The 20849-nt window shown below is 72.9% G+C and carries 16 protein-coding genes and 1 pseudogene; 6 read left to right on the forward strand and 11 right to left on the reverse strand.

The features are described from left to right. Positions 1-141: 141 nt before the first annotated feature. Both ACWEMJ_RS19315 and ACWEMJ_RS19320 read right to left on the reverse strand, forming a co-directional pair. Entirely contained in the window at positions 142-1746 is a 1605-nt protein-coding gene (locus ACWEMJ_RS19315) for a hypothetical protein (RefSeq protein ID WP_452138271.1), read from the reverse strand. Between the two features lie 95 nt (positions 1747-1841). Continuing rightward, positions 1842-2099: an SCO4848 family membrane protein gene (locus tag ACWEMJ_RS19320; RefSeq protein ID WP_452138272.1), complete on the reverse strand. Its 258-nt coding sequence runs from the start codon at positions 2097-2099 to the stop codon at positions 1842-1844. 136 nt (positions 2100-2235) lie between these two features. Between ACWEMJ_RS19320 and ACWEMJ_RS19325 the strand changes: the two genes are divergently transcribed. After that, a complete protein-coding gene (locus tag ACWEMJ_RS19325; RefSeq protein WP_452138273.1) occupies positions 2236-3501 on the forward strand; it encodes a D-alanyl-D-alanine carboxypeptidase family protein in 1266 nt (421 codons plus the stop codon). 446 nt (positions 3502-3947) lie between these two features. On the opposite strand, the gene ACWEMJ_RS19330 is transcribed toward ACWEMJ_RS19325, so the two are convergent. From ACWEMJ_RS19330 to ACWEMJ_RS19340, 3 genes and pseudogenes are all read right to left on the reverse strand, one after another. Next, positions 3948-4850 carry a class I SAM-dependent methyltransferase gene (locus tag ACWEMJ_RS19330; RefSeq protein ID WP_452138274.1) on the reverse strand — a complete coding sequence of 301 codons (903 nt, stop codon included), beginning with the start codon at positions 4848-4850 and terminating at the stop codon, positions 3948-3950. A 263-nt stretch (positions 4851-5113) separates the two neighbouring features. Next, a pseudogene (locus ACWEMJ_RS19335) lies at positions 5114-5890 on the reverse strand (YihY/virulence factor BrkB family protein); the annotation flags it as partial. A gap of 61 nt (positions 5891-5951) precedes the next feature. After that, positions 5952-6950 carry a glycosyltransferase family 2 protein gene (locus ACWEMJ_RS19340; protein WP_452138275.1) on the reverse strand — a complete coding sequence of 333 codons (999 nt, stop codon included), beginning with the start codon at positions 6948-6950 and terminating at the stop codon, positions 5952-5954. Positions 6951-7094: 144 nt separating this feature from the next. Here ACWEMJ_RS19340 and ACWEMJ_RS19345 point away from each other — a divergent pair, with 144 nt between their 5' ends. After that, a complete protein-coding gene (locus ACWEMJ_RS19345) occupies positions 7095-10673 on the forward strand; it encodes a bifunctional glycosyltransferase/CDP-glycerol:glycerophosphate glycerophosphotransferase (RefSeq protein WP_452138276.1) in 3579 nt (1192 codons plus the stop codon). Between the two features lie 115 nt (positions 10674-10788). After that, positions 10789-13227, forward strand: a complete 2439-nt coding sequence (locus ACWEMJ_RS19350; protein WP_452138277.1) for a CDP-glycerol glycerophosphotransferase family protein — start codon at positions 10789-10791, stop codon at positions 13225-13227. Between the two features lie 64 nt (positions 13228-13291). Here the strand turns inward: ACWEMJ_RS19350 and ACWEMJ_RS19355 are convergent, their stop codons facing one another. The 6 genes from ACWEMJ_RS19355 to ACWEMJ_RS19380 all read right to left on the reverse strand — a co-directional run bounded on the left by ACWEMJ_RS19355 (position 13292) and on the right by ACWEMJ_RS19380 (position 18845). After that, positions 13292-13849 carry a 2'-5' RNA ligase family protein gene (locus tag ACWEMJ_RS19355; RefSeq protein WP_452138278.1) on the reverse strand — a complete coding sequence of 186 codons (558 nt, stop codon included), beginning with the start codon at positions 13847-13849 and terminating at the stop codon, positions 13292-13294. Beyond that, positions 13849-14886, reverse strand: coding sequence for a tryptophan--tRNA ligase (trpS, locus tag ACWEMJ_RS19360; RefSeq protein WP_452138279.1), 1038 nt, complete (start codon positions 14884-14886; stop codon positions 13849-13851). The genes ACWEMJ_RS19355 and trpS overlap by 1 nt, the downstream gene beginning before the upstream one ends. A gap of 29 nt (positions 14887-14915) precedes the next feature. After that, positions 14916-16229: a hemolysin family protein gene (locus ACWEMJ_RS19365; protein ID WP_452138280.1), complete on the reverse strand. Its 1314-nt coding sequence runs from the start codon at positions 16227-16229 to the stop codon at positions 14916-14918. A 69-nt stretch (positions 16230-16298) separates the two neighbouring features. Further along, a complete protein-coding gene (locus ACWEMJ_RS19370; RefSeq protein WP_452138281.1) occupies positions 16299-17291 on the reverse strand; it encodes a malate dehydrogenase in 993 nt (330 codons plus the stop codon). Positions 17292-17574: 283 nt separating this feature from the next. Next, complete coding sequence (locus ACWEMJ_RS19375; protein ID WP_452138282.1) at positions 17575-17973, reverse strand: DUF3017 domain-containing protein; 399 nt, start codon at positions 17971-17973, stop codon at positions 17575-17577. Positions 17974-17990: 17 nt separating this feature from the next. Continuing rightward, the gene (locus ACWEMJ_RS19380) at positions 17991-18845 is read right to left on the reverse strand and encodes a bifunctional methylenetetrahydrofolate dehydrogenase/methenyltetrahydrofolate cyclohydrolase (protein ID WP_452138283.1); all 855 of its coding nucleotides are present in this window, start codon (positions 18843-18845) and stop codon (positions 17991-17993) included. Positions 18846-19091: 246 nt separating this feature from the next. Between ACWEMJ_RS19380 and ACWEMJ_RS19385 the strand changes: the two genes are divergently transcribed. The 3 genes from ACWEMJ_RS19385 (at position 19092) to ACWEMJ_RS19395 (ending at position 20847) form a co-directional block, all read left to right on the forward strand. Next, positions 19092-19520, forward strand: a complete 429-nt coding sequence (locus tag ACWEMJ_RS19385) for a hypothetical protein (RefSeq protein WP_452138284.1) — start codon at positions 19092-19094, stop codon at positions 19518-19520. Continuing rightward, a complete protein-coding gene (locus tag ACWEMJ_RS19390) occupies positions 19517-19987 on the forward strand; it encodes a DUF2752 domain-containing protein (protein ID WP_452138285.1) in 471 nt (156 codons plus the stop codon). Before ACWEMJ_RS19385 ends, ACWEMJ_RS19390 begins: the two co-directional genes overlap by 4 nt. A gap of 140 nt (positions 19988-20127) precedes the next feature. Next, entirely contained in the window at positions 20128-20847 is a 720-nt protein-coding gene (locus ACWEMJ_RS19395; RefSeq protein ID WP_452138286.1) for an RDD family protein, read from the forward strand. The last annotated feature ends 2 nt before the right edge of the window (positions 20848-20849 follow it).

The following is a 20849-nucleotide window of genomic DNA, read 5'->3' on the forward strand; positions in this document are numbered from 1 at the left end:
CGGAGCCTCCCCGTCCCCTGCTCCCCGGCTTCGCCCGGAAGTCGTGCCGGGCAGGCTAGCAGCCGGATTCGGCCACCTCCAGAGGTCCGGACACGCCGAAGGCCCGCCCCGGCCGCGACCGGAACGGGCCCTGGCGGCCCGTCAGGCGAGAACGCCCAGATCCTTGGGGTCGCCCACGCCCATGAAGGTGATCAGGTGCCGCCCGGCGGTGACGGCGTACAGGTCGGCCTGCCCGTCGGCGTCGAGGTCGCCGGAGCTGCCGAGCACCGGGTATTCGGCCACCGGGAAGCTGCCGATGACGGCGCCGTCGGCGGGGTTCGCCAGCCCGGAGAAGTCGTAGCTGCCGTTGGCGAGCTTCGGCACGGCGTGCGCCCGCAGGGTGCCGGTGGCCTGCTCGCGGGACCACAGCGCGAGGTTGCCGCCGGCGTCGGGGCCCGGGGCGATCAGGTCATAGCCGTTCCACAGGCCGGTGGTGGTGAGCTGGGTGGAATCACCGAACCGCGAAGGGTCGCGCTGGAGCCACAGGTTGCCCTGCTCGACGTCCAGCAGCGTGATGGCGGTCGGGTTGCCGGGCTCCACCGAGCCGAGGGCGACCAGCTGCTGCACCTCCCGGAAGCTGGTGCTGTGGTCGGCCGGGCAGGCGACCGGGGCCTTGGCGGTGTCGACGCAGTCGGTGGCGTGGCTCATCAGCGACGGCGAGCGGGTGCCGAGCGGCAGCGCGCCCTGGTTGACGTACTGGTACAGGTAGCCCGAGTTGTCGGGGGCGGCGTCGCGGACGTAGACGGTGTCGGCGGGCGCGCCGCCGCCGCTCCAGCCCTTGTGGGTGATCTGCAGCCCGGTCCAGCTGTCCCCGATGGGCGCCCGGGCGGCGGGCACCACGGTGGACGGGGTCGTGCTGCCGGCACCGCCGCTGATCACCAGCAGGTTGCCCTGCGAGTCGGGCAGCAGGATGTCCGGGACGCCGTCGTTGTCGACGTCGCCGAGCGCCTTCGGCGGGTTCGGGTTCCACGGCGCGTAGAAGGTGTAGGCCAGCGGCTGGGTGACCCGGCCGGTGCGGTCGATCGCCTGCACCTGGAGGCTGTGGGTGCCCCACTCGGCGGGCTTGATGGTGACACTCGCGGCGCCGTCCGCGCCGGCCGCGACCACGCCCGGGCCGGGGGTGCAGCCGCCCACGCCGACGACGTTGTCCAGGGCGTAGCGGAAGCAGGCCACGCCGGAGCCTGCGTCGGTCGCGGAGAAGGTGAAGACGCCGTTCTGGCCGGCGTACTTGCCGCCGCCGTTCTCCGGGAAGTCCGCGGAGGTCACGGTCAGACCGGTGGGCGCGGCGGTGTCGACGCCGAACCGGCAGGTCTCGGTGGGCTCGCCGGAGCCCGGCTGGTACTCCGGCCAGACCTGCCAGGTGTAGCCGGAGCCGTCGGCCAGGCCGGGGACGGTGACCTGGACGGTGCCGTCGGCGGCGGTGTCGGCGGTGCCGTCGAACACCTTCGTGCCGGTGGCGTCCCAGACCTTGAAGCGGGCGGAGGGCGCGGTGGTGTGCGCGGTGAGGACCGGGTTCGCGGTGGTCACCCAGCCGGGTGTGCCGGTGGCCCAGCAGCCGTCGCCGGCCAGGCCCGGCACCGCTCGGACGCCCGGGCCGGTGACGGCCCGGCCCGGTACGGCCTGAGCGGCGGGTGCGGCGAACAGTCCGGCCGCGAGGGCCGCGGTGGCGCAGGCGGCGAGCAGCCGCGGAGCGGTGGTGCGGGACATCGGCATTCCCCCCAGGAAGCGGTGCGCGGGCGAATCGTTCGATCGCCCGGCCGCGCATCCTGGCAGTGTCCGGGATCACCGCGCAAGCAGAATTCTCACTCCGCGACGGCGGGCTTGCGCAGGGCGCGCAGGCCGCGGATGCCGATCGTGCCGATGGCGAGGCCGAGGAGCAGGGAGGTGATGGCGAGCAGCAGGTGGACCCAGAAGAAGGCGGTGGGCTGGGAGTGGTCGCCGTTGACGAAGGCCTGGCCGCCGGAGTCCTTCCAGAGGTTCTTCGCGAAGGTCGTCCAGATGAAGATCGACCAGACGCCGAAGGCGGTGAGGAACCAGGAGACCGGGCGGCTGAGCTTCATGACGGGTCCTTCGCGGCAGACGGGTGGCCCGTCCAGTATGCGCGGCCCGCCGAACGGAGCAGCGGGCGGTACTCGTTCGTGGCGTGGGCGACGGCTTGGGCGGTGGGGGGCCGCGGGCGCGGGTTAGCTTCCGGGAATGCAGACAGTCCGCCGGATCGTCCTCGGTTCGTCCGCTGCCGCGCTGGTGCTCGGCCCGGTCGGCCCGCCGGCCGTCGCGGTGGCGGGGCCCGGTGACGTGCCGCCGCCCGCCGTGGTGGGCGGCGACCGGCTGGGGGCGGCAGGGGTGCAGGTCGCGCCGGGGCCGGGGGCGCCGGCGCTGCCGGGGAACCTGACCGGGAAGTCCTGGGTGGTGGCGGACGCGGGGAGCGGGGAGGTGCTGGCGGCGTTCAACGCGCACGCGCAGCTGCCGCCGGCGTCCACGTTGAAGATGCTGTTCGCGGACACGGTGCTGCCGAGGTTCCCGGCCGATCTGGTGCACAAGGTGGCGTGGTCGGAGCTGCAGGGGATGGGGCCGGGCAGCAGTCTGGTGGGCATCAAGGAGGACTTGGACTACAAGGTCGAAGACCTGTGGCGCGGGGTGTTCCTGTCCTCCGGCAACGACGCGGTGCACGTGCTGGCGAACATGAACGGCGGGGTGGCGAAGACCGTCGCCGACATGCAGGCCCGCGCCGACCAGTTGCAGGCCCGGGACACCCACGTGGTCAGTCCGGACGGCTACGACATGGACGGGCAGGTCACCTCGGCGTACGACCTGACGCTGTTCGCCCGGGCGGGTCTGCGCAACGAGGAGTTCCGGGGGTACTGCGGCACCCGGTGGGCGCAGTTCCCGGGCGCGCTCGACAAGAACGGGCAGCGCGGCAGTTTCGGCATCGCCAACACGGACCGGCTGCTGGGCAAGTACCCGGGGCTGATCGGCGTGAAGAACGGTTACACCACCAACGCGGGCGCGACGTACACGGGCGCGGCGGTGCGCGGCGGGCGGACGCTGCTGGTGACGGTGATGCACCCGGCGAGCAGTCCGCAGGTGTACGACGAGGCGGCGGCGCTGCTGGACTGGGGGTTCGCGGCGGCCGGCAAGGTCACGGCGGTGGGTGTGCTGGCCGAGGACCGGGCGCCGGACGCGGCCGCGGACGCCCCGGCCCGGCCGGTCGCCGGGACGCCGTCGCCGACGCCCCCCGCCGAGGCGCCGGAACCGGCCGCGCAGCCCGCCGCCCACCAGGCCGAACCGGTCCGGGCGGCACACGCCGAGGCGGACGGCCCGGGCCCGGGGACGTGGACGGCGGTCGGCCTGTGCGCGCTGGTGGCGTCGCTCGGCATGCTCCGCCTGCGCGCCCTGCGCCTCCAGGCCGCCCGCCGCCAGGCCCGCGCGGCAGCGGGCCGCCCGCCCCGCCAAGCCGGTTGACAGCAGCCCACTCGCACGGCAGCGCCCACCGACCGACCCGACGGCCCGAGCGCGCCGGCCGCGCCGCCGACAGGGCACACGCGATCGTCAACCGGCCACCCCCGCAGGGCGGTTGCCCCGGGCCTCACGGAGAAGCCCGCACATCGCACCGCCGAACGCACACGCCCCCGGCCTGCCACCCCGACAGCGGCAACGACGCCGGCCCGCCGGGCGGCAGGCCATCAGCAAACGCCCCCCGCAAGGCAGTTGCCCCGGGCCTCACAGAACGGCCCGCGCGCCCCGGTCGGCCGCCCCCGCGACGCCGGTCCGCAGACCTGGTCAACCGGCCACTCCTGCCCGGCAGTTGAGCCCCGCCCGCCCGGGCATGCACCGGGTCCCGCCGCCGCGTCGGCGGGCGACTGGGCGGCGGGGCCCGACGGTGGACCGGCCCCGTGGGGGCTCTGTCGTCAGGACGACTTGCGGGCGCGGCCGGCGCTCAGGGCGCGGCGGACGGCGCGGGTGGCGACCGGGGGCATCACGTCGATGGCGACCCGGCGGGCGAGCGAGCGCCGGGGGCGGGGGGTGGCGGCGCTGCCGGCCTGGGCGCGGACGGCGCTCTCGGGGCGGCCGGAGGGCTCGTCCCAGGCGAGGCGGTGGCAGGTCTGGCCGGCGAGGTGCTCCTCGTCGAGCCGGAAGCCCTCGGCGCGCCAGTCGCGGGCGAGCAGGTCGGCGCGGACGGCGTCGGCGTCGCCCCAGGTGCCGTAGAACTTCTCGGGGGTGAGCAGCACCGGCTTCAGGCCGAGGGTGAACACGGCCTCCCAGACGGCGGCGTGCACGCCGGGGGTGTGCGGGGCGCGGTAGTCGTCGAGCGAGACGACGCCGTTGCCGGCCAGGGCGTCGCGGGCCACCAGGATGTCGCCCGCGACGTGCTCGTAGAGGTGCGAGGCGTCGATGTGGACGAAGCGGCAGCTGTCGGCGGCGATCCGGCCGTCGGCGAGGACCGAGGTGGGGGCCTGGATGATCGTCGGCAGTTCGGCGTGGAAGGCCTGGTAGTTGGTCTCGAAGGCCCGCCGGGTGAGGGTGGAGCGGTAGGACATGGACATCTCGGCGGAGTTCTCGTCGTCGGGCGCGTCCATGTCGAACAGGTCGCAGACGGTGAAGGCCTCGCCGGGGCGCAGGTGGTCGCCGAGCAGGATCGCGGAGCGGCCCAGGTAGGCGCCCATCTCCAGCAGGTCGCCGGTGACACCGGCGGCGCTCTGGCGGTCGAGCAGCCACGCGAAGACCTCGCGGTCGACGCGGAAGAACCACCCGGGGACGTCGTCGGGGGTGGCCGGTACGGGCAGCGCGGCGGTGGTGTCGGTGACGGACACGCGGCCTCCAGAGATGCTGGCCGGAGACAGGGGTGTTCCGGCGAGACGGTCGGCCGAGGGGACAGCCGAGCTTTTTGGTTGTGACGGGGATCATAGTCAGTTGTCCGGATGTCGGACAGGGGTGAATTCGGTGATTCGACGGCCGCCGCGAGCGCCCTCTCGGCCTGCCGGACGGCCCTGCGGCGGGCGGCGGCGGGGTCGGCGAGGGCGGTCCAGGCCGCGCAGTACATCAGCAGTCCGGACACGAAGTTGATCCACAGCAGCAGCGCGACGGGCACCCCGAACGCCCCGTACAGGCTGCGGCCGGCGACCGTTCCGAGGTACGAGGAGAGCGCCACTTTCAGCACCTCGAAGCCGACCGCGCCGATCAGCGCGCCCTGCAGCAGGTCGCGCCGGCGCTGGCCGCGGATCCGCGCGAACGGGCCGAGCAGGTACCAGAAGAGCAGCAGATCGGCGCAGACGGCGATCAGGAAGCCCAGCCCGGTCAGCAGCCCGCGGGCCGTGGCGCCCTCCAGGCCGAGGCCGTCGGCGAGCCGGTGCGCGAGGGTGGTGGCGACCGCGGACGCGGCCAGCGAGGCGAGGCAGACCAGGCCGAGGCCGATCAGGACCGCGCAGTCCCGGAGTTTCACCTGAACGGGGTTGCCGCCGTCGTCGGGCAGTCGCCACACCGTGCGCACCGCGCCGCGCATGGTGTCCACCCAGCCGAGGCCGGAGGCCAGCAGCAGGACGCCGGAGACCAGGCCGACGGTGCCGGCGTTGGCCACCATCGCGTTCAGGTCGAGGGCGTCGGACAGGCCGGGCAGCTGCTCGGCGATCTGCTCCTGGAGGTGGTGCACCCGGGAGTCGGAGAGGGTGGCCAGGGCGATCGCCAGGGCCACGGTGAGCAGCGGGAACAGCGCCAGGAACCCGAAGAAGGTGACCGCCCCGGCCAGCCGGGTGCCCTTGACGTCGGCGAACAGCCGGTACACCAGGTAGGGGCGGCTGCGCAGCACCCGGGCGACCAGGGGTCCGATCAGCGGCAAACGGGTGAGGAGGTCCACCCACCGCTGTATACCGGGCGGGCGGCGGCGCGTCCGGGTGACGCGCCGCCCGGCCGGTGGCTCAGCGGCGGACGGCGCGGCGGGCCTTGGCGAGCACCCGCAGGCTCTGGAAGCCCAGGTAGCTGCCGCGGCTGAGGAGTTCGCCGCGGACGCCCTCGGGTCCGGCGGGCGGCCGGTAGCCGGCGGGGCGGTGCCGGGCGCAGTGCTCGGCGGCGCGGCGGAAGAACTCGCGGCGGTCGGCGGCGGGGACGCGTCCGGGCTTGGTGACCACGGTGGCGAGGTGGCCGAGCATCATCCGGTAGATCACCGGCCGCCAGCGGTCGAGCTCGGGGCGGGCGTCGAGGAAGGCGAACACCCGGTCGTACTGCTCGAAGACGTCGAAGTGCTTGCGGGAGGCGGTGGCCAGGATGTTGCCGCCCTCGCGGCGCTGCCGGTAGTGGACGCCGACCTGGTCGAGCAGGGTGATCGACTCGGCGGCGAGCAGCGCCGGGTAGGTCCAGGGGGTGTCCTCGTAGTACCCGGGCGGGAAGGTCAGGCCCTGCCGCTGGACGAACTCGCGGCGGTAGGCCTTGTTCCACACCACCTGGAGCAGGTCGAGCAGGTCGCGGCGCTCGTCCAGGGTGAAGGTGTCGGCGCCGGGCCGGGCGAACACGGGGGCGGAGGCGGAGCGCACCACGCGGCCGTCCCAGTAGCTGCGGGCGTAGTCGTACACCAGCAGGTCGGGATCGCCGGTGGCGCGCAGGCGGGCGTCGGTGGCGGCCAGCAGGTCGGGGGTGAGGGTGTCGTCGCTGTCCAGGAACAGCACGTACTCGCCGGTGGCGAGCTCCAGGCCGGCGTTGCGGGCCAGGCCGAGGCCGACGTTGCGTTCCAGGTGGCGGACCGTCACCCGGCTGTCCCGGGCGGCGGTCTCGTCCAGGATGGCGCCGCAGCCGTCGGGCGAGAGGTCGTCGACGGCGATCAGTTCGAAGTCGGCGAAGGTCTGGCCGAGGACGGAGTCCAGACAGGCCGGGAGGTATTCCTCCACGGCGTGGACGGGCACGATCACGCTGAACCGCGGCATCTCTTCACTCTCCTGACCTGACCTGGCCAGGCGCAGACTAGCAAGCCCGGAGAGGTAGGATCGCGGCCGGTGCCGGTCCGGGTTCGACACGAATTGCCCGGCCCACCCGGCCCGCACTCCCTGAGGAAAGGCTCTGCGCTCCCGATGGCCCCCCGTCTGTCCGTCGTCGTCCCGATCTACAACGTCGAGCGCTACCTGGAGGAGTGCCTCGACTCGATCGCCGCCCAGACCTTCGACGACTTCGAATGCGTCATGGTCGACGACGGCTCCAAGGACTCCAGCGCCGAAATCGCCAAGGCCTACGCCGCCAAGGACTCGCGCTTCCGGCTGGTCCAGCAGGTGAACAAGGGCCTCGGCGCGGCGCGCAACACCGGTTACCGCCACATCTCCGAGGGCACCGAGTTCCTCGCCTTCGTCGACAGCGACGACACCATGCCGCCGTCGGCCTACGAGCTGATGATCGGCACCCTGGACGAGACCGGCTCGGACTTCTGCACCGGCAACGTGCTGCGTTTCCGCGCCGTGGGCCACTACCAGTCGGGCGGTCACCGCAAGCCGTTCGCGGCGACCCGGCTGCGCACCCACATCACCGAGATCCCGGCGCTGGTCACCGACCGCACCGCGTGGAACAAGGTGTACCGGCGCTCGTTCTTCGACGAGGCGGGCGTGCTCTACCCCGAGGGCATCCTGTACGAGGACGCCCCGGTCAGCGTGCCGCACCACTACCTCGCGCGCCGGGTCGACGTGCTCGCCGAGCCGATCTACCACTGGCGCGAGCGGGAGGTCGGCGAGATGTCGATCACCCAGATGAAGACCAACCCGAAGGGCGTCATCGACCGGGTCAAGTCGATGGAGCTGGTCCGCGACTGGCTGAGCAGGCAGAGCGACCCGAAGTTCCGCAAGTACCTGCACTCCTACGACGAGAACAACCTCGTCGAGGAGATCCCGATGTTCTTCGGCTCGGTGCTGGAGGGCGACCCGGAGTACAACGCCGCCTACCTGGAGTCGGCCGGCCGCCTGCTGCGCGCCATCGGCCCGGAGCAGGTCCGCAAGCTGCGCGCCCCGCTGCGCCTGAAGTACCACCTGACCCTGCAGGGCCGCCTCGACGAGCTGATCGAGCAGCTGCGGTTCGAGAAGGAGTCCAACGGCGCCGCCCCGGCCCGCGGCCTGCTGCGCCCGTACGCCGACTACCCGTTCCTGCGCGGCGGCCGCAAGAGCGTCCCGGCGGACGTGCTGCGGCTGAACAACGCCCTGGTGATGCGCTCCCGGGTGTACGAGGCCCGCTGGTCGGACGACAAGCTGCAGCTGACCGGGCACGCCTTCCCCGAGCACCTGGGCGCCGAGAGCAAGCACGACATGGTCAAGGCGCTGGTGCTGCGCGAGGCCAAGGGCCGCCGCGTGGTGGCCGTGCAGACCAAGGCGGAGTTCAGCCCGGAGGCCACCGCCAGCTCCCCGCACGACCTGTACAGCTGCGACTGGGCGGGCTTCTCCGCCACCATCGACCCGGCCCGGCTCAAGCACCGCGGCCAGTGGAAGGACGGCTCCTGGCGGGTGCTGGTGGCCGGTGTCGGCAAGGGCGGCCTGTACAAGGGCCGGGTGTCGGTCGGCTGGCACGACCGCGCCGAGTACGCGCCGGTGCACTGGGTCGAGGACGACGTCCGGGTGGTGCCGTGGTCGCGCGACGGCCACCTGCTGCTGCGGGTGGAGCGGGTCCGGGCCCGCGCCCTGTCGGTGACCGCCGAGGGCGGCGCCGTCGAGCTGCGCGGCCTGGTCCGCTCCGGCGCCGACCTGGCCGGCGCGGAGCTGCGGCTGAAGCACGTCGAGTCCGAGAAGGACGTGTTCGTGCCGCTGGAGCTGGGCGTCCCGTCCGGCCGCGACCTGCCGTTCACCGCCCGGTTCCGGGTGGCCGAGCTGACCGCCGTCCGGGAGGCCTGGGACGCCCTCGACCCGACGGCCGAGAAGCGCACCCGCGACCGCTGGGACCTGGAGCTCAGGCTCGTCGACGGCACCGCGCTGGCGCTCGTCCTGGACGACCGCACCGCCCCCGTCGAGCTGCACCTGCCGCTCGGCGACGGCGCCCGCACGCTGTACGCCAAGCCCTCCCCGAGCGGCTACCTGCAGCTGTGCGACCAGGTCGTGCAGCCCATCGTCGAGGAGATCGCCCGGGCCAAGGACGGCGAGGGCTTCGTGCTCAGCGGCTCCTTCCCGCTGCCCGGCACCCACCGCTACGAGCTGGTGATCCAGCACGGCAAGCGCCGCGAGGAGCACGCCTACCCGGTGGAGATCGTCGACGGCCGGTTCCGGGCCGCGCTGCCCGCGCTGCCCACCGCGTCGTTCGCCGGCCTGGTGCCGCTGCACAAGGGCACCTGGACGGTGCTGTTCCGCCCGGTCGGCGCGCCCGCGAACAGCGAGTGGCCGATCGCGGTCCTCGCCGCCTCCACCTTCGACGTGCTGCCGATGGAGGTGCAGGCCCGCGGCAAGCGGGTGGCGCTGGAGCGCCGCGCCTTCGACAGCCTGTCGCTGGAGTCCCACGACGCGCTGTCCCCGGCCGAGCGCAGCGGCTACCGGCAGCGGCAGCTGCGGGACGCGTACAAGAAGGGCCAGTACGGTCCGCTCACCGACACCGTGCTGTACCACACCGTCCGCGAGGACTGGTGGGCCGCCGACGGCGGGCTGTACGCGGACTCGCCGCGCGCCGTGCACGAGGAGCTGGTCCGCCGCGGCCTGCCGCTGCGCCACCTGTGGACCTCCGTGGACCTGCAGGCCGAGCTGCCGAACACCGCCGAGTGCGTCCGGCACCGCTCCCCCGAGTGGTTCGAGGCGCTGGCCACCGCCAAGTACATCGTCACCTCCACCCACCTGCCGACGTACTTCCGCCGCCGCCCCGGCCAGGTCGTCCTGCAGACCTGGCAGGGCACCCCGCTGAAGCGGATCGGCGCCGACTTCGAGAAGGTCTGGTTCACCGACTCCGGCTACCTGGAGCACCTCAAGGAGGAGGTGCCGCAGTGGAGCCTGATGGTGGCGGGCAGCCGCTGGGCCGCGCCCGTGCTGCGCCGCGCCTTCGGCTTCGAGGGCAAGGTGCTGGAGAGCGGCTACCCGCGCAACGACGTGCTGTTCGCCGCCGACCGGGAGAAGACCGCCGAGCGGGTCCGCGAGCAGCTGGGCCTGCCCGAGGGCAAGCAGGTGGTGCTGTACGCGCCGACCTTCCGGGAGGACCGCCGGCTGCCCGACGGCGGCTACCAGCTGAACCTGCAGCTCGACCTGGAGGCGGCCCGCGCCGCCCTCGGCGACGACCAGGTGCTGCTGGTGCGCGCCCACGAGGTGGTCCGCGGCCGGCTGCCCGAGGCCGGCAACGGCTACGTCTGGGACGTCAGCACCTACCCCGACATGGCGGAGCTGCTGCTGATCGCGGACGTCCTGGTGACCGACTACTCCGCCGCCGTGTTCGACTTCATGAACACCGGCCGTCCGGTGCTGTTCTTCACCTACGACCTGGAGCACTACCGCGACAACCTGCGCGGCTTCAGCCTCGATCTGGAGAACCGGGCCCCCGGTCCGCTGCTGTCCACCTCCGCCGAGGTGGTCGCCGCGCTCGGCGACCTTCCGCAGGTCAGCGCCGAGTACGCCGACAAGTACGCGGCGTTCCGCGAGGCCTACTGCGACCTGGACGACGGCAGTGCGGCCAGTCGGGTGACGGACGCGCTGCTCGCCGAAGGCGAATAGCGGAGAGTAATCCGCAGGTCAAGGGCTGATTGATTCCCTCAATTCCCAGGAAACCCACGATATTCCCAGGGTTGGGGAAATTGACTTCACCAGTTCCCTTGGATGTCATGACTGCGTGCTGCGTCTTCCCGATTTCCCCGGCCGTTTCCGCCGCGCCCGGACCACGGCGCCCGTCGCAGCCCGCACCGGGCTGCGGCGGGCGGGCTGGGACGGCGGGGTGCTCACCCTGCTCGGCGAGGGCCGGATGGACGGGCAGCCGGGCGACCGGCCCGGCGCGACCCGGGTCGAGCTGGAGCTGACCCCGCCGACCGGTCGGCGGCGGGTGCGGGTGCGTACCTTCCCGCACTACCTGCCGGAGGCGACCGACGACAGCGGGCAGGACCGGCACCGGCTCGACTGGACCGGCTTCACCGCGCTCCTCGACCCCGCGCTGCTCCGGCGGCGCGACCGGTGGCAGCCCGGCACCTGGGCGATCACCGCCCGGGTCACCGCCGGCGGCCGGCGCGCGGAGACCCCGCTCGCCCCGCACTGGTGCGGCACCGGCGAGTACCCGCCCGCGCACTGGGCCGCCGACGACGTCCTGCTCGTGCTGCACTTCGACCAGGGCGCGCTGCGGCTGACCGTCCACCTCGACCGGGCCGTCGTCACCGAACTGGCCTGCGCCGACGGCGGGTTCCGGCTGGCCGGCCGCGGCCCGGCCGGCTCCGCCGGCGCCGCCCTGGTGCTGCGCCACCGGCAGAGCGGCGCCGAGGCCCGCTGCCGCACCGACTGGGACGGCGCCCACTTCACCGCGCTCGTCCCCGCCGGGCTGTGCCGGCCGGACGGGCACTGGGACCCGGCCCTGGTCGACCGCGACGGCCGCCGGCACGACCTGCTGCTGAACTGCCCGCCCGGCGGCCGCCGCCAACTCCCGCTGGACGACGGGCAGGTGCTGTACGCCAAGCAACTGTCCGACCAGCGGCTGCAGTTCTGCGTCCAGGAGCCCGAGCCGCTGGTGGACGCCATGGTGCCGGCCCCCGCCGGGTTCGAACTCCGCGGCGAACTCCCGCACTTCGCGGGCCGCCCGGTCGACCTGGTGCTGCGGCACAGCGGCGACGGCCGCGAGCGCCGACTGCCCGCCCAGGTCGGCAGGGACGGCCGCTTCCGCGCCGTGCTCGACCTCGAACCGGCCGCCTCCGACGGGCGGCCCCGGCCGCTCGCCAAGGGCGTCTGGGATCCGGCCCTGCGCCCCGCCGACGACCCCGAGCACGCCGGCCTGTCGCTGCGCCTGCACCCGAACGTGCTGCCGCAGCTGCCCGCGACGGCCCACGCCGGCCCCAAGTCCTTCCAGTTGCAGCACCGTTGGCACGACACCCTGATCCTGGACAGCAAGCCGGTGCTGGCCGCCGTCGAACGCAGCGCCCACCGCCAGCTGCGGCTGCGCACCGAGTCCTACCCGGCCGCCCGCCGCCTGCCGCTGCGCGACGCCGTGCTGTACGACGTGTTCGGCGGGCGCAGCTACTCGTGCAACCCGCGCGCCGTCCACGAGGAACTGGTCCGCCGCGACCTGCCGCTGCGGCACCTGTGGGTGGTTGAGGACGGGCAGGAGCAGCCCCCGACGGGCGCCACGGCCGTCCGCCAGTGGAGCCCCGAGTGGTACGAGGCGCTGGCCACCAGCCGCTACCTGGTCGGCAACACGCACTTCCCGGACTTCCTGCGCCGCCGCGAGGGCCAGGTGGTGGCCCAGCTGTGGCACGGCACGCCGCTGAAGCGGATCGCCCGGCAGGTGGACGGCGACTGGCTGGCCGCGGACGGCTACCTGGAGCGGCTGGCCCGCGAGGTGCGGCAGTGGAACCTGCTGCTGTCGCCCAGCCCGTTCGCCACGCCGATCCTCGCCGACTCCTTCGACTACCGGGGCGAGGTGCTGGAGGCCGGCTACCCGCGCAACGACCGGCTGGTGCGCGACGACCCGGCGGAGGCGGCCCGGGTCCGCGCCCGGCTGGGCATCCCGGACGGCCGCAAGGTGGTGCTGTACGCCCCGACCTGGCGCGACGACCAGCGCGGCGCGGGCGACCGCTACCGGCTCGACCTGCGGCTCGACGTGGAGCAGGCCCGCAAGGCGCTCGGCGAGGACCACGTGCTGCTGCTGCGCCCGCACGTCCACGTGGGCGGCCGGATGCCCGACGACGAGTTCGTCCGGGACGTCTCCGACCACCCGGACGTCGCCGACCTGATGCTGATCGCCGACGTGCTGGTCACCGACTACTCGTCGCTGATGTTCGACTTCGCGGTGACCGGCCGGCCGATGCTGTTCTTCGCCTACGACCTGGAGCACTACCGGACCAGGCTGCGCGGCTTCACCTTCGACTTCGAGGCGCTGGCGCCGGGCCCGGTGCTGGCCGACTCCGCCGGGCTGGTCGACGCGCTGCGCGACCTCGACCCTGCCCCGTACCGGGAGCGCTACCGGGCCTTCCGCGAGCGGTTCTGCCCGCTGGACGACGGGCACGCGGCCGCCCGGGTGGTCGACCGGATGCTGGCGATGGCCGCCGAGGGGCACCCAGCCGGCTCCCAGTGAATCCACCGGAAACTCCCGGCCGCCGCACCGGCGGCCGGGCCTTTCGGAAAACCTTCAGAAATGGTCAGGAACGGCCGAATTCATAACCGCGCCAGGGCCGCCACACGCCGTCCGCGCCGAATGTGGAGAGCACGAATTCGGTGACGTCGAACACGGCGCGGAAACTCCGCGCCTGTTCCTGCGCCTCGTCCAGGATCGCCTCGGGAAGGCCGTGGGCGACGGTGACGTGCGGGTGGTAGGGGAAGGCGAGCTCGCGCGCCAGCGGGCCGGAGCGGACCTCGGCCTCCAGCTCGCGGCACTCCTGCGCGCCCTCCTCGACCCGGACGAACACCACCGGGGAGACCGGCCGGAAGGTGCCGCTGCCCTGGAGCAGCATCCGGAACGGCCGCCGCCCGGCGGCGACCGCCCGCAGGTGCTGCTCGATCCCGGGCAGCCGGTCCGTGCTGGTCTCGGTGGGCGGCAGCAGGGTGACGTGGGTGGGTATCGCCCGGGCCAGCGGGTCGCCGTGGCCGGCCCGGGCGTCCTGCACCTGACTGCCGTACGGTTCCGGGACGTGTATCGACACGCCGATGGTGACGGGCCGGTCGAGCCCGTCACCGTCGGGGGCGGCAGCCGTCGGCATCAGCGCTTCGGCGCCAGGAAGCCGACCCGGTCGTACACCTCGGCGAGCGTCTCGGACGCCACCGCGCGGGCCTTGTCGGCGCCGAGCGCCAGCACCCGGTCCAGCTCGGCCGGGTCGTCCAGGTACTCCTGGACGCGGGTCTGGAACGGGGTGACCCAGTCGGTGAACAGGTCGGCCAGCTCGGTCTTCAGGGCGCCGTACATCTTGCCGTCGAAGTGCGCGACCAGCTGCTCGACGCTCATCCCGCTGAGCGCCGAGTGGATCCGCAGCAGGTTGGAGACGCCGGGCTTGTTCGCCTCGTCGTAGGTGACGACGGTGTCGGTGTCGGTGACGGCGCTCTTGAACTTCTTGGCGCTGGTCTTCGCCGGGTCGAGCAGGCTGATCAGGCCCTTGTCGCTGGCCGCGGACTTGCTCATCTTCGCCGTCGGGTCCTGCAGGTCCTGGATCTTGGCGGTGGCCTTCAGGATGTACGGCTCGGGGACGGTGAAGGTCTTGCCGTAGCGGGTGTTGAAGCGCTCCGCGAGGTCGCGGGTGAGCTCCAGGTGCTGGCGCTGGTCCTCGCCGACCGGGACGGTCTGGGTCTGGTAGAGCAGGACGTCGGCGACCATCAGCACGGGGTAGGTGAACAGGCCGACGGTGGTGCGGTCGGCGCCGTGCCGGAGGGACTTGTCCTTGAACTGCGTCATCCGGGAGGCCTCGCCGAAGCCGGTGAGGCAGTTCATCACCCAGGCCAGCTGCGCGTGCTCGGGCACCTGGGACTGCACGAACAGGGTGCAGCGCTCCGGGTCCAGGCCGGCGCCGAGCAGCTGGGCGACGGAGACCCGGGTGTTCTGCCGCAGCGCCGCCGGGTCCTGCTCGACGGTGATCGCGTGCAGGTCGACGACCATGTAGAAGGCGTCGTTGGCCTCCTGCATGTCGACCCATTGGCGCACCGCGCCGAGGTAGTTGCCCAGGTGGAAGGAGCCTGAGGTGGGCTGGATGCCGGAGAGCACCCGGGGACGGTCCTTCACCGGACCGGTGACCGCTGCGTTGACCATGGAGCCATTGTTCCAGTTCCCGGGGCCGCTCAGGAAACGTCCGGCGAAGGCGGGTTCGGCAGTGTGACGGCACTCACCCGCAGCCGTTCGATCCGCCGCCCGTCGAGGCGGGCCACGGTCAGCCGGGCGCCGGAGTCGGTCAGCACCTGGTCGCCCTTCTGCGGCAGCCGGCCGAGCTCGCGCACCACGAAGCCGGCGACCGTCTCGTACGGGCCCTCGGGCAGCGCGAAGCCGGTCTCCTCGGCGAAGTCGGCGAGGTTCAGCAGGCCGTCGAGCTCGACGCCGCCGCCGGCCAGCCGCCGGGTCGCGGTGGTGTCCTGCGCGTCGTACTCGTCGCGGATCTCGCCGATCACCTCCTCGACCAGGTCCTCCAGGGTGACGATGCCCGCGGTGCCGCCGTACTCGTCCACCACGATGGCCAGGTGGTGGCCCTCGCGGCGCATCTCGCTCATCGCCTCAAGCACCCGTTTGGTGGCGGGCAGCAGCTTGACCGGGCGCGCCAGCTCGCGGACCCGGGCGGCCTCCTCGCCGCGCACCCCGTACAGGTCGCGGACGTGCACGAAGCCGGTGACGGAGTCGTAGGAGCCCTCCACCACCGGGTAGCGGGAGTGCGGCGAGGAGTCCGTCTCGGCGCGCACCTCGCGCACCAGCCGGTCGGCGTCCAGGAACGTCACCTCGGTGCGCGGCACCATCACCTCGCGCAGCTGGCGCTCCCCCGCCGCGAACACCTCGTTGATCAACTCGCGTTCGTCCGAACCGAGTTCGGTGTTGGCGGCGACCAGGCCGCGGAGCTCCTCCGGGCTCATCACGCCCCGCCCGGCGGACGGGTCGCCGCCCAGCAGCCGCACCATCAGGTTGGTCGAGTGCCCCAGCAGCCAGATCACCGGGCGCAGCACCACCGACATCACGTCCACCACCGGCGCGGCCAGCAGGGCGATCGACTCGGCCCGCTGCAGGCCGATCCGCTTGGGCGTCAACTCGCCCAGCACCAGCGACGCGTAGGAGATCACCAGGGTCAGGCCGACCAGGGCGACGGCGTCCGCGACGCCGTCCGAGAGGCCCGCCTTCACGAACACCGGGGCCAGCTTGCCCGCCAGCGTGTCGGCGCCGAACGCCGCCGACAGGAAGCCCATGCAGGTCACCCCGACCTGCACGGCGGCCAGGAACCGGTTCGGATCGGCCGCCAGGTGCGCCGCCCTGGCCGCCCGGCGCGAGCCCGCCGACTCCAGGGTGCGGATCTGCCCCTCGCGCAGTGAGATCAGCGCGATCTCGGCGACGTTGAACAGACCGCCCAGCATGATGAACACCAGGACGAGCGCGGCGTCCTGCAGGGTTTCGCTCACAGCGCGAGTGTAGGAGAACGGCCGGGCGCCCCGTGGGCGCCCGGCCGTTCACACGCTGTGCGGCGGCACTCAGATGAGGCCGAGCTCCTGCACCGCGTCGCGCTCCTCGGCGAGCTCCTTGACGGAGGCGTCGATCCGGGTGCGGTCGAACTCGGAGAGGTCCAGGCCCTGGACGATCTCGAACTTGCCGTCCTTGGTGGTGACCGGGAACGAGGAGATCAGGCCCTCGGGCACGCCGTACGAGCCGTCGGAGACGATGCCCATCGAGGTCCAGTCGCCGGCCGGGGTGCCGTTGACCCAGGTGTACACGTGGTCGATGGCGGCGTTCGCGGCCGAGGCGGCCGAGGACGCGCCGCGGACCTCGATGATCTCGGCGCCGCGCTTGGCGACCTTCGGGATGAAGAAGTTCTCGACCCACTCCTGGTCCGCGCCGACGGCGTCGAACGCGGCCTTGCCGGAGATCTCCGCGTGGAACAGGTCCGGGTACTGGGTCGCCGAGTGGTTGCCCCAGATGGTGACCTTCTTGACGTCCTCGACCGTCACGCCGGCCTTCTTCGCCAGCTGGGCGACGGCGCGGTTGTGGTCCAGACGGGTCATCGCGGTGAAGCGCTCCGCCGGAACGTCCGGGGCGTTGCGCTGGGCGATCAGGGCGTTGGTGTTGGCCGGGTTGCCGACCACCAGGACCTTGATGTCGTCCGCGGCGTGGGCGTTGATCGCCTTGCCCTGCGGGCCGAAGATGCCGCCGTTGGCGGCCAGCAGGTCGCCGCGCTCCATGCCCGCGGTGCGCGGACGGGCGCCGACCAGCAGCGCGACGTTGGCGCCGTCGAACGCGACGTTCGCCTGGTCGGTGATGGTGATGTCGCGCAGCAGCGGGAACGCGCAGTCGTCCAGCTCCATCGCGACGCCCTCGGCGGCCTTCACGCCCTGCGGGATCTCCAGCAGGCGCAGGTTCACCGGAACGTCGGCACCCAGCAGGTGACCGGAGGCGATGCGGAAGAGCAGCGCGTAGCCGATCTGGCCGGCCGCTCCGGTAACGGTGACGTTGACGGGGGTGCGAGTCATATCTACCTTCTCCAGCTGTCGCCAGGCGCCCCAGGCACATCGGCGCGCTGGAGCCGAGATGATCTCTCGATGTCGAGAGACCCGAGACAGGCTATCGCAGCAGCACGGACAGGCGCGAAGGCAGGTGGACGAGGAAACCAGGGGGAGCACAACCGGGGGCGCGGGGAACTGCGCGAGGGGGGAACGCACCACGTCCGCAAGATCGCGACGCAGGACAATGACCTGCACGTGATCGCGACCTTGCGGACGTGACTTGCGCTTGTCGCGCAGCTCTCCCCCGCCCCTATCGGGCCGGGTGCCCGATGAGGCGGCCGATGTTGTCGAGCATCGGGACGTTCAGCCACGGGCTGGGCTGCGCCACCAGAGTCAGCAGCACGATCACCCCGCCGAGGACGAACATCAGGGTGACGTCGGTGAACCGGCTGCGGACGGCGAGCATGCCGACGTCCGGGAGGCCGAGTCTCAGCAGTGCGCCGAGCAGGGGCGCGATGCCGACGGCGAGCAGGCCGAGGCGGAAGTTGCCGGCCCAGGTGGTGAGCAGGCCGAGGGTGGCGACGGCGAGCACCAGGGTGATCGGCCACTGCCGCAGCGGGAGGGTGTGGCCGCGGCCGAGTGCCGCCCGGGAACCCTCCGGCGGGAGGGTTCCTTCGGTGGTGACGGGTCGGCGGCGGGCGCGCTTCATGACGCCGGGCACCGGTCTCAGACGCCGGCGCGGCGCTCGGCCGCCTCGACGATGTTGTTGAGGAGCATCGCGCGGGTCATCGGGCCGACGCCGCCGGGGTTGGGGGAGATCCACGCGGCGACCTCGGCGACGCCGGGGTGCACGTCGCCGACGATCTTGCCCTCGCTGCGCGAGACGCCGACGTCGAGCACGGCCGCGCCGGGCTTGACGTCCTCGGGCTTGACCAGGTGCGGGACGCCCGCGGCGGCGACGACGATGTCGGCCTTGCGCAGGTGCGAGGCGAGGTCGCGGGTGCCGGTGTGGCACAGCGTGACGGTGGCGTTCTCGCTGCGGCGGGTGAGCAGCAGGCCGATCGAGCGGCCGACGGTGATGCCGCGGCCGACGACCACGACCTCGGCGCCGTCGATGGCGACGTCGTGGCGGCGGAGCAGTTCGACGATGCCGAGCGGGGTGCAGGGCAGCGGGCCGTCGATGCCGAGGACGAGGCGGCCGAGCGAGGTCGGGTGCAGGCCGTCGGCGTCCTTGTCGGGGTCCATGAGTTCCAGCACGCGGTTCTGGTCCAGGCCCTTGGGCAGCGGCAGCTGGACGATGTAGCCGGTGCAGGCCGGGTCGGCGTTGAGCTCGCGGACGACGTTCTCGACGTCCTCCTGGGTGGCGTCGGCCGGCAGCTCGCGCTGGATGGAGGCGAGGCCGATCTCCGCACAGTCGCGGTGCTTGCCGTTGACGTACCACCGGCTGCCCGGGTCGTCGCCGACCAGGACGGTGCCGAGGCCGGGGACGATGCCCCGTTCCTTGAGGGCCGCCACGCGGACGGCGAGTTCGGACTTGATCGCGGCCGCGGTGGCCTTGCCATCGAGAATCTGGGCAGTCATGTCTCCATTCTTCCGGATGCGGGGCCGGTGTCGGTGCCGGGGCGTGGCCTGCACGGAGCGTCCGGGGCGCGGCCACGGAGCGTGCCGAGGGGGTTGCGGTTGTGCCACGGTCGTGTCCTCGGCCCGCATGTGGCTGGACAGCGTGCTGCGCCAAGGCCCACGATGACAAAGCAAGTACCGCCGCCCACCACCTGGTGACGGACTGTTCGGGCGGCGGGAGACGAAAAAAGTCGGGGGAATCGACACGTGAGCAATCCGTACCAGCCGGACCCGTACGGCGGTTACGGCCAGGCAGGCGGCCCGCCCGGCCCGCCGCCGCAGCAGCCGTCGTACGGCTATCCCCAGGCGCCGCAGCCGCCGCAGCAGCCCCACTACGGCTATCCGCAGCCGCAGCCGCAGCACTTCTCGCACCCGTACCCGCCCGGCGTTCCGATGGCGGCGAACAACGCGCTGGCGACGGCCTCGGTGGTGGTCGGTTTCGTGGCGATCCTGCTGTCCTGCTGGGTCGTCGGCCTGGCCGGCCTGGTGGGCCTCGGACTGGGCGTCGGGGGGCTCAACAAGGCGGCGCAGCTGGGCGGTACGGGGCGCACCGCCGCGATCGGCGGCATCGCGCTGAACTCGCTGGCCGTGCTGATCAGCATCGGCGTCCTCGTCCTCGCCTTCCAGACCGGATGAGCTCCGCGGCTCCCGGGCCGGCCGCGCCGGTGACGCCCCGTCCGCTGCCGCCGGGCGGCGGTGCGCCGGCGGATCGTCGGCGCGGGTCGGTCCAGGCGTTGCCGGGCGCGGTGCTGCGGGTGCTGGTGGGGCTGGCCGCGACGGCGGGTGCGGCGTTCGCGGTGGCGGCGGTGCACGACGCCCACGACCCGGGCGTGCTCTGCCCGTTGCGGTTGATGACCGGCGTGCCGTGCCCGCTGTGCGGCAGCACCACGGTGTTCATCGAGGCCGGCCACGCGCAGTGGGGGGCCGCGCTGGCGGCGAACCCGGTGACGGTGGCGGTGGTGGCGGCGCTGGTGTTCGCGCCGCTGGGCCCGGGCCGCTGGTGGCGCGGGCTGTCGTACGGCGGCCGGAACCTGCTGCTCGGCGTGGCCGCGATCGCGGCCTGGGTCTGGGAGTTGGTCCGGCTCGGCGTCCTCACGCTCTGAACGGGTCTGCTGCCGATGGCTGTTGACCCCCGCTCCGTCGGACCCGTCCGCTACTGTCCGACCCGGTCGGCGACTCCCCTGCCCGTCCGTCCCCAGGTTTTCACTGTTCCGTCCACGCTCCTTCCTGCCCGGAGGCATCGATGAGCTACCCGCCCGACCCCAACAACCCGTACGGCCAGCAGCAGCCCGGTTACGGCTACCCGCAGCAGCCGCCGCAGCAGCCGCAGCCCGGCTACGGCTACCCGCAGGGCCAGGTGCCGCCGCAGGCCGGTTACGGCTACGGCTACCCGCAGGCGCCCGGCACGATCCAGGCCAACAACGGCTACATCAACATCGCCAACATCGGCATGGTGCGGGTGGCCACCATGGGCCAGCGCTTCCTGGCCCGCCTGCTGGACGGCCTGATCACCGGTGTGGTGCTGGGCATCGCGTTCGCGCTGGGCCTGGCCGGCATGCTCGGCATGACGAACGACATCAAGGACTGCTCCACCCTCTACGGCACCTCGTCGTACCAGAGCTGCATGGACGACCAGGCCCAGGCGGTCGGCGGCTTCTTCGCGGTCTTCTTCGGCTTCATCGCCGTGATCGGCATCTTCAACCTGCTCTACGAGTGGCTGATGGTCGGCCTGGCGGGCGCCACCCTGGGCAAGATGGCCCTGGGCCTGCGCGTGGTCAGGGAGAACGACGGCCAGAACCCGGGCGTCGGCGGCGGTTTCATCCGCTTCATCATCCCGCAGGTCGGCTACGTCCTGTGCGGCATCGGCCTGTTGCTGGTCTGGCTGTCGCCGTTCTTCGACAACTCCGGCAAGCTGCAGGGCTGGCACGACCGTGCCGCCGGCACCGTGGTGATCAAGAGGTAGCG

This window comes from Kitasatospora sp. NPDC004531 (genome assembly GCF_053602195.1).